Raw genomic sequence first — 12117 nt, 5'->3', positions numbered from 1 at the left:
GGGTCCCACCTCTTCCCATCCCGAACAGAGAAGTTAAGCCCTGCAGCGCCGATGGTACTGGGGTTACACCCGGGAGAGTAGGCCGCCGCCACATTATTCAAAGCCTTTGGAGAATTCCAAAGGCTTTTTGCGTTTTAAGAACATTGAGGTTTTTTTGATATACCAAACCTTAATCTTATTGCATAATTTCTGATTAAAAATAATACCTAAACTTTGATTTGGTTTTACTCTTATTCCAAAAAAACTTTCAAAAATAATTTTAATCAAGAATTTCTAAATAAAAAAGAGCGTCTGACAAAGTCAGACGCTTTTTGCTTTAGATTGTCAAAAGTAAGAATTAACTTCCACACATTTCACACTCATCGGGATTGTCGAGGGAACAGGCTATTGCTCCTTGCTTTTGTCCTTTTGTTAAATCCATTGTTGGTGTAGATGCAACGACAGTTTTTGTGGGTTCCAAAGCTCCTTTATCTACTGTAAATTGAATAGCAGCAGTTGCAGCTTGAGATCTCAAATAATACATACCTGTTTTAAGTCCTTTTTTCCATGCATAAAAATGCATTGAGGTCAATTTTCCAAAGTTTGGATCTTGCATGAAAACATTCATACTTTGAGATTGACAAATATAGGCGCCCCTATCAGCAGCCATGTCAATGATTATTTTTTGAGAAATTTCCCAAACTGTTTTGTATAGATCTTTGATGTTTTGTGGAACATCGGGTAGTTTTTGGATAGATCCATTAGCAGCTATTAGCCTATTTTTCATGTTATCATTCCATAGGCCTAAGCTGATCAGGTCTTTCATCAGGTGCTTATTGGCGATGATGAATTCACCCGAAAGAGTCCTTCTTGTGTAAATATTGGAGGTATATGGTTCGAAACATTCATTGTTTCCGAGTATTTGTGACGTTGATGCAGTAGGCATCGGGGCGACCAACAATGAATTACGAACACCATGTTTTACTACCTGTTCTTTAAGAGAATCCCATTGCCATCTGCCGGATTTTGGAGTAACACCCCACATATCAAATTGGAATATTCCTTTTGAGGCAGGGGAACCTTCATATGTTTCGTAAGGGCCATGTATTTTCGCCAACTCCATAGATGTTTCCATGGCAGCAAAATATATGGTTTCAAAGATATCCTCATTGAGACCTTTTGCCTCTGCAGATTCAAATGGCATTCTTAGCATGATAAAAGCATCTGCTAATCCCTGAACACCTAGTCCTATTGGTCTGTGCCGAAAGTTTGACCTCTTGGCTTCTTCTACAGGATAAAAATTGACATCAATTACCTTGTTAAGGTTTCGGGTAGCAACTTTTGTAATTTCATACAACTTTTGGTGGTCGAAGAATTTCTTTCCATCAGGTCCTGTAGTGACAAACTTAGGAAGTGCAATAGATGCCAAATTACATACCGCCACTTCATCAGGAGAGGTATATTCTAGAATTTCAGTACAAAGGTTTGAAGATTTTATTGTTCCAAGATTTTGTTGGTTGGACTTCTTGTTAGCAGAATCTTTGTACAACATATATGGCGTCCCTGTTTCGATTTGGGATTCCAAAATTTCAAACCAGAGCTCTTGGGCTTTTACGACTTCTCGAGCTCGGCCTTCTCTTTCATATTTTTCATAAAGTCTTTCAAACTCTTCACTGTGGCAATCTGCCAATCCCGGGGCCTCATTTGGACAGAAAAGTGACCAATCTTCATTTTCTTCCACACGTCTCATAAATAGATCCGGTATCCACATGGCATAGAAAAGGTCTCTGGCTCTCATTTCTTCTTTACCATGATTTCTTTTCAATTCCAAGAAATCCTTCACATCTGCATGCCACGGTTCCAAGTAAATCGCAAAACTTCCTTTTCTTTTTCCACCTCCTTGATCCACATATCTTGCAGTCATATCAAAATTTCGGAGCATAGGTACGATACCATTAGAAACACCATTGGTTCCTCTTATGTAGCTTCCTTTCGCTCTTACATTATGAATTGAAAGTCCTATTCCACCTGCTGATTGGGAGATCTTGGCGCATTGCTTTAAAGTATCGTAGATTCCATCAATGCTGTCATCTTTCATTGTCAAAAGAAAACAAGAAGAAAGTTGTGGTTTTGGAGTACCGGCATTGAAAAGAGTTGGAGTGGCATGTGTAAACCACTTTTGGGAAAGAAGGTGGTAAGTTTCGATGGCTGCATCAACATCCTCTTTATGGATACCGACCGCCACCCTCATCAACATGTGCTGAGGTCTTTCTACAACTTTATTGTCCAAACGGATCAAATAACTTTTTTCTAAAGTTTTGAATCCGAAATAATCATAGTCAAAATCTCTGTTATAATCTATGGCTTCATCCAGCTTGGCTGCATGATTTTTTACCACCCCATACACGTCCGGAGCAATCAAGGCCGCATTTTCCTCTGTTTTTGGATTGACATAGGTATAGAGCCTTTTCATGGTATTGGAAAAAGACTGTGAGGTAGTTTTATGCAAATTTGAAATAGCGATTCTAGCAGCCAAAATAGCATAATCAGGATGCTTTACTGTCAATGAAGCAGCCACTTCAGCTGCAAGATTGTCAAGCTCTGTGGTGGTCACACCGTCATAAAGGCCATCGATTACTTTTTTTGCTACTTCTATTGGATGGATATAATTAATATCCAATCCATAACATAGGTTTTCTATCCGGGCGGTTATTTTGTCGAAACGCACTGACTCTCGACGGCCATCTCTTTTAATTACTAACATGACAAATGGATTTGGGTTGGTGGTGAAATAATTTTAGAAATCCTCTCCTATGGAGAACTTAGGTGAATCGACCAATTCTTTGGACTTCATCACTCCGGCCTTCTGGTAATCACCCACTCTTTTTTCAAAGAAGTTGGTTTTGCCCTGGAGGGAAATCATGTCCATAAAGTCAAATGGATTGGTGCTATTCCAAATTTTGGAACAACCGAGCTCGACAAGAAGCCTGTCTGCAACAAACTCAATATATTGGCACATCAAATCGGCATTCATGCCAATCAGTTTTACCGGTAATGCATCTGTGACAAACTCTTTCTCAATGTTTACTGCATCTTCAATTATCCTTGTTACCGTTTCTTTTGGCAAGTGATTGACAACATGCTGGGTGTATAAATGACAAGCAAAATCGCAGTGTAATCCTTCGTCTCTGGATATCAATTCATTGGAGAAAGTAAGGCCTGGCATCAGGCCTCTTTTTTTCATCCAGAAAATAGAACAGAATGAACCAGAGAAGAATATACCCTCCACTGCAGCAAAAGCAATAAGTCTTTCTTGAAAATTACCATTATCTATCCATCTCAATGCCCAATCTGCCTTTTTTCTTACACATTCAATGTGTTCGATGGCATTGAGCAATCTATCCCTTTCAACATTGTCTTTGATGTAGGTGTCTATTAATAAACTGTAGGTCTCCGAGTGTATATTTTCCATGGCAATCTGAAATCCATAAAAAAATTTGGCTTCAGTATATTGAACTTCTGCAACAAAATGCTCAGCAAGGTTTTCATTAACTATCCCATCGCTGGCTGCGAAAAAGGCCAAAACATGCGATATAAAATGTCTTTCACCATCATTGAGGTTTTTCCAGTCTTTAAGATCCTGGCTCAGGTCGATTTCTTCAGCCGTCCAAAAGCTTGCTTCAGCCTTTTTATAGTATTGCCATATATCATCGTGCTGGATGGGAAATAAAACAAAGCGGTTTTTATTCTCCTGGAGAATTGGTTCAAAATGTTGCATTACTCTTAAATGTTTTGGGGTTAGTCTTCTTTAAAGGAATTAGAAGGCTATATTGTTTTCAAAATATTGCTGGAAAGAAAAGGCCATTTTTTTCGAAACAGCCTTCAACAAATATGATGAACAAATTCCAAAAATAAAACCCTTTAAATGTCTAAAAGTATCGTTTTTTGAACTTAATTCAAAAAATAATTAAAAATCTATAAATCAATATTTTAAAATAATTTATATAAAGTAAAAATTTAATCAATTATAGCTGTATGAGGCATCAAAACTTTTTTAAAAGTCCATAAATTTTTTTTCTGACCTATTTTTAAAGAGGTTTTTGAATAAAAGTCAAAATTAATTTATCCTGTAAAGATATAGTTCTATTTAGTTTAACCAAAACTCAGTATTTTTACCAAAAGCCACCATATAGAGGTCGAGAATTATAGAAAAGTAAGCTTATTCTCCTGGATACTTTTTTCTTAAGGAAAGAGTTTTTATATTTGCACCTCAATTTCCTAAAGCAATTAAAATCATTATATGTACGCAATTGTCAACATCGCAGGAAAGCAGTTCAAAGTAACTAAAGATCAGCACGTTTATGCACCATTGTTGCAAGGCGAAGCTGGCGCTTCCGTGGAATTTGATGAGGTATTATTGGCTGAGGCCGATGGTACAGTATCAATTGGGGCACCCACCATTGCAGGGGCCAAGGTATCAGGAAAAATTCTTGATCACGTTAAAGGTGACAAAGTAATCGTCTTCAAAAAGAAGAGAAGAAAAGGTTACAAGAAGAAAAATGGTCACAGACAAAACTTTACTAAAGTATTGATTGAAAGCATTTCATTATAAGATTTCGCAAGAAGTCCTAAACGTATAAAATCATGGCTCACAAGAAAGGCGTCGGTAGTTCCAGAAACGGTAGAGAATCACACAGCAAAAGACTAGGTGTGAAGAAATTTGGTGGTGAGGCGGTTATTGCCGGAAACATCATCATTAGACAAAGAGGTACCAAGCATCACCCAGGTGAAAATGTAGGTATTGGCAAAGACCATACACTATTTGCTTTAGTACCGGGAAAAGTTGAATTCAAAAGGAAATTTGACGGTAAATCTTACGTCAATGTAGTTCCCGCTGAAGCATAACATTTATTTTCTTAGATACAGAAAGACTTCCCCTAACAGGGAAGTCTTTTTTGTTTTTAGACCAAAAATTTGCCAGAAATCACTTTTTATAAAATTTTCCCTTTTAAAGAATTAAATTCCGTCATACATAACCAACCTTATTATAATGATCAAAACAATACGATTGATTTGGACAATCGGGTTTCTTTTGGCTTTTTACATCAGCCTAGAGACAAGCGCCCAATCCTATGATGAAAAAATATATGAAGCCATACAATGGCGAAATATCGGTCCACACAGAGGTGGACGTTCGGCGGCCGTTGCAGGGGTAGCCTCTGAAAGAAATACATTTTATTTTGGCTCCACAGGTGGTGGGGTATGGAAAACTACTGACGGAGGTAAGACTTGGGGTAATATTTCTGACGGATTTTTTGGAGGATCTATCGGGGCAGTAGCAGTGTCGGATTCTGATCCGAATATCATTTATGTTGGAGGGGGAGAAAAAACTGTCAGAGGAAATGTCTCTTATGGCTATGGCTTTTGGAAAAGTATAGATGCAGGTAAAACATGGACAAGTTTAGGATTGGAAGAATCTCGCTTTGTATCACGTATCAGGATTCATCCGACAAACCCTGACATCGTCCTTGCTGCAGTAATGGGTGATATTTTTAAACCAACTGAAATCCGAGGGGTTTATAAATCAATCGACGGAGGAAAAACCTGGAACAGAAAACTTTTTGTAAATCCCACGTCAGGAGCAGTGGACCTGGTTTTAGACCCTTCAAATCCCAATACCATGTTCGCCACAACTTGGGAATTGAAAAGAACGCCTTACAGCTTGGAGAGTGGTGGTCCCGGATCCAAAATCTTTAAAAGCACTGATGGCGGTGAAACATGGACGGAAATTTCGACCAACAAAGGATTGCCTGAAGGAACGCTTGGAATTATCGGAGTAACAATTTCTCTTGTCAATCCAAACCGGATCTGGGCAATGGTCGAGAATCTCAACGGTGGTCTTTTCAGATCTGACGATGGTGGCGATACCTGGGAGAAAACCAATGAAGACAGAAACCTGAGACAAAGAGCTTGGTATTACACCAGACTTTATGCAGATACCCAAAGTGACAGCACCGTTTATGTACTGAATGTGGATTATCATAAATCAACAGATGGAGGAAAGACTTTTAAAAGTTCGGAAGCACCACATGGTGACCATCATGACCTTTGGATAGATCCTAAGGACAATCAAAGGATGATCATCGCTGATGATGGGGGAGCTCAAGTATCATTTGATGGTGGAGCTTCTTGGACAACTTATATGAATCAACCTACTTCCCAATTCTACAGGGTAACTACGGACAATCATTTTCCTTACAGAATCTATGGGGCACAGCAGGATAATTCCACGCTGCGTATCAGCCACCGAAATGATGGAAGAGGGATTACCGAAGATGACTGGGAGCCTACTGCCGGTGGAGAAAGTGGTTGGATAGCTCCGGATCCATTGGATAGCGATATTGTGTATGGCGGGTCGTATGGTGGATATTTGACTAGGGAAAACCACAGAACCAAGACTTCAAGAACAGTGAATGTCTATCCGAACAATCCCATGGGACACGGTGCCGAAGACATGAAATACAGGTTTCAGTGGAATTTCCCTATTTTCTTTTCCCTACATGACCCTAAAGTCCTCTATACTACTTCCAATCAATTTCACAGATCTACTGATGGAGGGCAATCTTGGGAGACTTTCAGCCCGGATTTGACAAGAAATGCAAAAGAAAAATTAGGGCCTTCCGGTGGACCAATTACCAAAGACAATACCTCTGTAGAATACTACAGTACCATTTTTACAGCCTCCGAATCACCATTGAAAAAAGGAGTGCTTTGGGCAGGTTCGGATGATGGTTTGGTACATGTTTCTAAGGATAATGGAAAGACCTGGGAAAATGTAACTCCCAAAGGCCTTCCTGAATGGATCCAAATCAACAGCACTGAGGGTCATCCTTTTGAGGAAGGTGGATTGTATTTTGCGGCTACGGGATACAAAAACGGAGATTACGCACCGTACATATACAAAACTTCTGATTATGGTAAAACCTGGACCAAAATAACCAGTGGTATTGACGGTCAGCATTTCACTAGGGTAGTCAGGGCTGACCCTGCTAAAAAAGGAATACTCTATGCAGGAACCGAAACAGGTATGTATATCTCTTTCAATGACGGGGCGGACTGGAAGCCATTCCAACTCAATCTTCCGATCGTTCCCATTACAGATTTAACGATCAAAGACAATAACCTCATAGCAGCGACGCAGGGCAGGAGTTTTTGGATCATAGATGACCTGACGGTACTGCACCAATTGTCAGATGAAGTGGGTACGAAGCCATTTTACCTTTTCAAACCTCAGGATTCTTACAGAATGGACGGAGTAAAAAGAGAGTCCAAAACAGCAGGGACCAATAGACCTGGAGGTATTTTGGTATATTATAACCTTAAGGAAGAGCCAAAAGAAGAAGTCAGGATTGAGTTTTATGACACCAATAAAAATCTTCTGAGAGAATTTTCTTCCAAAGGAATTGAAAAAGATACTTTGAAATACAAGACCGGTTCCAATGAATTTAATTGGAACCTGAGAATTCCAGATGCTAAAAGTTTTGAGGGAATGATCATGTGGGGTGGACCTTTGCGTGGTCCAAAGGTAGTTCCGGGCGATTATACAGTGAAGTTAATTGTGGATGGCAAGGCAGAAGAACAGTCTTTCAAAGTGTTGGCTGATCCACGTTACGAATCCTCGCAGGAAGATTTATTGGCACAATACGATTTTCTGTTGGATGTCAGGGATAAATTGACCGAAACCCATGAAACCATCATCATCATCAGAAAATATAGGGATGAGTTGAATGCATTGGTAGAAAAAGACCCTAAAAAGAAAAGAAGGATCGAACCAATTGTAAATGCTATTTCGGATATCGAAAAGGAACTGTACCAAACCCAAAACCGAAGCGGACAGGATCCTTTGAATTTCCCAATCAGACTTAACAATAAGTTGGCCCATCTGAATGCTGTCGTTGGTAACGGAGATTACCGTCCAACTGCAGGAGCTGAAGAAGTGAAAGTGGAGATTTCTGGTTTGATTGATATCCAGTTGAAAAAATTCAGAGAAATTGAAAGTTCCCAGATATCTAAAATTCTCAACATAGAAGAGATGAAAGCCGAAATAGAGAAGAAGTAACTGATTTTCAATTTTCAAAAATCCCTATCGAGATAATTGGTAGGGATTTTTTTTGTTAATAATTCTTAATTTTCATTTGCTTACTCCTGTAATTTTAAGGCCTTAGAAAGAATTTGTACATTACTACCCAAATTTTAACAATACATAATTATTATTTCTACCACCAAATTATTTAGAACATTATGATAAGACTTAAAAGGAATTTACTCCTCACAATGGCGGTTGTGATGGTAACTGTGGCCTTGCCCATGAACGAGGCTTTGGCACAGAAAAAGAAGAAAAAATCAGATCCAACTGCGGCTTCAGCTCCGGCACCTGAAAAGAAGCCTGACAAAAAAACTATCGCTGAACTTACCAAAGGAAGTAATAAGTTTGAAGGCCTATTCACATTCTACCAAGACACTGTCAGCGGAGAATTGAAAATGGAAGTCAGCAAAGACCAATTGGGAAAAGAGTTTATTTATTTTGCCCAGATCGGGGATGGTGTCACTGATGCAGGAACTTTTAGAGGTGCTTATGGAGAAAACAACATCTTTAAAATCGTCAGGTATTTCAACCGCGTCGAATTTGTAAAGCAAAACGTTTCCCACTATTTCGATCCTTCCAATCCTCTGAGCAGATCAGCGGATGCCAATATCAGTCCGGGAATCATGGCAAGCGCCAAAATCGAAGCTGAAGATGCCGAAAAGGGAACAATCCTTATCAAAGCAGATAACCTTTTCCTAAAGGAAACTTTCTCTCAAATCAAAAATCCGCCATTTCCAGGTGAGTCCCCAATGGCATTTAGACTGGGTAACCTTGACAGTGAAAAAACAAAAGTCCTTGCAGTCAGAAGTTATGAGAAAAACACAGACCTCGCGGTCGAATATGTGTACAATAATCCATCAGTCCTAAACGGTGGATCTTCAGCAGTAACTGACGGAAGAAATGTGAGTATCAAAGTGTTCCATAGTTTGATCGAATTGCCTGACAATGGCTATGAACCAAGATTTGATGATCCGAGGGTAGGATTTTTCACTACTGAAGTGACAGACATGACTTCTGCAAGTGCAACTCCTTTCCGGGATTTGATTCACAGGTGGGATTTGAGAAAGAAAGATCCAAATGCGGCTATATCTGAACCTGTCGAGCCTATAGTTTTTTGGATAGAAAATTCCACTCCGATGGAATGGAGAGGAACAATCATGGATGCGGTATTGGAATGGAACAAAGCATTTGAAAAAGCAGGATTCAAAAACGCTGTTCAGGTGAAGATTCAGCCTGATGATGCAGATTGGGACGCAGGTGATATCAGATACAATGTATTAAGATGGACAAGTTCACCAAATCCTCCTTTTGGCGGTTATGGACCTAGCTTTGTCAATCCAAGAACAGGACAGATATTAGGTGCGGACATCATGTTGGAATTTGTATACCATACCAACAGGGTTGTTTATGACAAGCTCTTCGGGGAAGAAGCAGCTTTGGAAACTCACACTTCTCTTGGTAACCAACCACATTTTTGTTTTGTAGGGGCACACCTTCAAAACAACATGATGTTTGGTCAAGCTTTTTTGAGAGCACATGGAGCTTCCGACTTGGAGATGGAAGGCATGAAAAAAGAAGCCATGGCTGAATTGCTGATGCACGAAGTTGGCCATACCCTTGGCTTGAATCATAACATGAAAGCTTCCCAGCTTTTTTCACCAAAAGAATTGGCTGACAAGAATGTTATAGAAGGGAAAGCCCTTTCAGGTTCTGTGATGGATTATCTTGCAATCAATCTTTCTCCTGATAAGAACACCCAAGGTCATTATTTCTCCACTACAGTAGGGCCATACGATGTTTGGGCGATTCAGGCAGGATATACACCTGTCAAATCGCAAGCTGAGCTGGATGCAATTTTGGCACTTTCTACAAAGCCCGAACTTACATTTGGCAATGATGCAGATGACATGAGAGCACCGGGCAAAGCCATTGATCCAAGAGTGATGATCGGTGACCTTTCCAATGATCAGATTGCCTATTCCATTCACATGATGGAAACTTCCAAGAAACTTATGGAAGGGATCAAAGAAAAATATTCAAAAGAAGGCCAGTCCTACCAAGAGTTGACACAGGCATATAGTGTCCTGATGGGTACTTATACTACAGCGGGAGGCGTGATGTCAAGGTATATTGGTGGTGTGTATGTAGACCGTGCCATGGCAGGCCAGGAAGGTGCTACCCAGCCTTATACTCCGGTAAGTCTTAAAGACCAGAAAAGGGCATTGGATGCGATCAGTAAATACATGTTGGCCCCAAATGCATATCAAATCCCTGAAGACCTGATCAATTACCTAGCAAGGCAAAGAAGGGGCTTCAATTTTTTTGGTGGACCGGAAGATCCAAAAATTCACCAGCAGGTCTTGAATTCCCAAAGAAGCGTCTTGGCCCATATGACACATCCAAATACACTACAAAGAATGGTAGATTCAGAATTGTATGGCAATGAATACAACATGGCTACCTACATGAGTGATTTGACAAAAGCAATCTTCGATGCGGACATCAATGGCAATGTCAACACTTTCAGACAAAACCTGCAGATTGAATATGTCAATACTTTAAAAGGAATGGTAACAGGACCACAGAGTAGTAGGTATAACAACTTTGCCAAGTCTGCGGCATTGTATAACCTGAACTATATCAAAACCAAAGTGAATAATTCTTCAGGAAATGTTTCGTCAAAGGCGCACAAAGACCATTTGAAATTGGTCATCAACAATACACTTGAGGATGTGAAGTAAAAAAAAATGAAACATTGATTCTATAACCTCAGGCCGTTCAGGTCTGAGGTTTTTTTTATTCCAGTAATTATTTGTACCAAAAAGGAATGTTTCTGTGTACTTGGATATTGGATGATAATCTGATTTTTTGGAAGGTTTGTTAATGTATTTTGGTTAAAAATTTCATGTTTTTTGTGTCCTAAAATTCGGTTGAAATAGAAATTTAGACTAGCTTTAATTACTGTAAAAGGTAAAAGAATCACGTTTATAAACTCAAAATACTGTACCATGAATTACACGGAAAATTATAACGGAATCAAAATTGATGTGCAGGCACCACAGGTAGATTTGCCGGAAGGTTTGCAGGCCCAAATCAGAAAATCAATTGACAAAATCTCTAGGTTCACCGACAATATCAATGCTGTAGATATCTATTTTAATATTTCAGGAAAAGGAAAAACAGCTGAAAGAATTTTAGGTATGAGGGTTGGTGTTCCCGGCCCGGATGTTTATTCTGAGGAAAAAGGAAAGGAGAGATGGAATACGATGCTAAGGAGTGTCACTGACAAAAATATCCGTATGCTTCAAAAAGATAAATAGGAATCTTTTCAGAAAATTTATTTAAAAGCTTCAGGTCAAAAAAGCCTGAAGCTTTTTATTTGATCTATAAAATTCAAAGCGCTTTGTGGGGACACGATCAGAATAAAAGCAATTCCGAATAATGCGCCATACAAATGGGCATCATGGTTGATGCCATCGCCGCTTTTTTTGGATTGCACGATGCTGTAAATCAAAAACAAGACCCCCAGCGCAAAACCCGGAAGACAAAGCAAACCAAAAAGACAAATGTCAGACAGAGGCATCAAGATAATGCTGCCAAACACCGTAGCCGCGACCCCACCGGATGCGCCTAGGGCCCGATAGTAGGAGTGGGATTGATGCTTGAAATAGGTCGGGATATCTGCAATTACAATCGCCCCGATATAAAATAGAATATACAATCCTATCCCTGTTGCTTGTCCGAATTTGATCGTAAGAAAACTTTCAACTACCCTTCCAAAAAAATAGAAAGTAAACATGTTGAAGAGTAAATGAGTCCCGTCCTTATGGATAAAGCCTGAAAGGATAAAACGATCCCATTGGTTCCTTTTTTGGATTTGGTAGGGTGTAAACATCCATCTTTCCAACAGGTTGGGCTTTTGCCAAGCTAAGTATGAAGACAAGACTGTCAGCGCAATGATTATGACCGTTGCAGATAATTCCATGAAGCAA

8 protein-coding genes and 1 rRNA gene are annotated in these 12117 nt (G+C 39.6%); 6 read left to right on the top strand and 3 right to left on the bottom strand.

Features of this window, described 5'->3' with window-relative positions; genetic code table 11:
* Positions 1–94 (top strand): 5S ribosomal RNA (rrf, locus tag NK987_RS12175); the annotation flags it as partial.
* Between the two features lie 243 nt (positions 95–337).
* Here the strand turns inward: rrf and NK987_RS12170 are convergent.
* Together NK987_RS12170 and NK987_RS12165 are read right to left on the bottom strand one after the other, a co-directional pair.
* The gene (locus tag NK987_RS12170; RefSeq protein ID WP_258424162.1) at positions 338–2743 is read right to left on the bottom strand and encodes a ribonucleoside-diphosphate reductase subunit alpha; all 2406 of its coding nucleotides are present in this window, start codon (positions 2741–2743) and stop codon (positions 338–340) included.
* A 33-nt stretch (positions 2744–2776) separates the two neighbouring features.
* Positions 2777–3757, bottom strand: coding sequence for a ribonucleotide-diphosphate reductase subunit beta (locus tag NK987_RS12165; protein ID WP_258424163.1), 981 nt, complete (start codon positions 3755–3757; stop codon positions 2777–2779).
* A 522-nt stretch (positions 3758–4279) separates the two neighbouring features.
* On the opposite strand from NK987_RS12165, the gene rplU reads away from it, so the two are divergent.
* From rplU to NK987_RS12140, 5 genes are all read left to right on the top strand, one after another.
* A complete protein-coding gene (rplU, locus tag NK987_RS12160; RefSeq protein WP_259264045.1) occupies positions 4280–4591 on the top strand; it encodes a 50S ribosomal protein L21 in 312 nt (103 codons plus the stop codon).
* A gap of 32 nt (positions 4592–4623) precedes the next feature.
* Entirely contained in the window at positions 4624–4884 is a 261-nt protein-coding gene (gene rpmA / locus NK987_RS12155; RefSeq protein ID WP_241128279.1) for a 50S ribosomal protein L27, read from the top strand.
* Positions 4885–5029: 145 nt separating this feature from the next.
* Entirely contained in the window at positions 5030–8098 is a 3069-nt protein-coding gene (locus NK987_RS12150; protein WP_259264044.1) for a WD40/YVTN/BNR-like repeat-containing protein, read from the top strand.
* Between the two features lie 182 nt (positions 8099–8280).
* A complete protein-coding gene (locus NK987_RS12145; RefSeq protein ID WP_259264043.1) occupies positions 8281–10866 on the top strand; it encodes a zinc-dependent metalloprotease in 2586 nt (861 codons plus the stop codon).
* A 267-nt stretch (positions 10867–11133) separates the two neighbouring features.
* On the top strand, positions 11134–11445 hold the full coding sequence (locus tag NK987_RS12140; RefSeq protein WP_258424167.1) for an HPF/RaiA family ribosome-associated protein: 312 nt from the start codon (positions 11134–11136) through the stop codon (positions 11443–11445).
* Positions 11446–11480: 35 nt separating this feature from the next.
* Here the strand turns inward: NK987_RS12140 and NK987_RS12135 are convergent, their stop codons facing one another.
* Entirely contained in the window at positions 11481–12110 is a 630-nt protein-coding gene (locus NK987_RS12135; RefSeq protein WP_259264042.1) for a rhomboid family intramembrane serine protease, read from the bottom strand.
* Positions 12111–12117: the final 7 nt, after the last annotated feature.

The organism is Aquiflexum gelatinilyticum (assembly GCF_024813435.1).
Taxonomy (GTDB): Bacteria; Bacteroidota; Bacteroidia; order Cytophagales; family Cyclobacteriaceae; genus Cognataquiflexum; species Cognataquiflexum gelatinilyticum.
The sequence above is the reverse complement of the archived record's forward strand: the minus strand, read 5'-3'. Positions and strand labels throughout refer to the sequence as shown.